This window comes from Ventosimonas gracilis, assembly GCF_001580025.1.
GTDB lineage: Bacteria > Pseudomonadota > Gammaproteobacteria > Pseudomonadales > Pseudomonadaceae > Ventosimonas > Ventosimonas gracilis.
The window spans coordinates 1-286 of the sequence record NZ_LSZO01000051.1 but is presented as its reverse complement, the minus strand read 5'-3'; the positions used below and the strand labels follow the sequence as shown (position 1 = coordinate 286).

1 protein-coding gene is annotated in these 286 nt (G+C 60.5%); it reads left to right on the top strand.

Annotation, left to right across the window (positions count from 1 at the left end):
- Positions 1-286: primase/helicase family protein (locus AXE65_RS13735; RefSeq protein ID WP_204376503.1), on the top strand; the 286-nt coding region annotated here is incomplete at both ends.

Below are 286 nucleotides of genomic sequence, written 5' to 3'. Positions count from 1 at the left end.
GGCGGCAAAAAAGGCGCAAAAGACGGTTTTTATGTGGCGCATCTGGACGGCAGACCGGCAGGCAGCATCAGCAACAACCGCACCGGCGCGAAAATCAACTGGAAGAGCAACGCAACCATCTTGACCGACGCGCAGCGCGCCAAACTGGCGGTGGAGGCCGCCGAAAACCGCGCGGCGCGGGAAACCGAAAAGCAGCAACTGCAAGCAGAGGCCGCCGAACGCGTCAGCAAGCAGATGCAAAGCCTCAAACCCATCAGCGCGCCTACGCCTTATCTGCAAAGCAAGG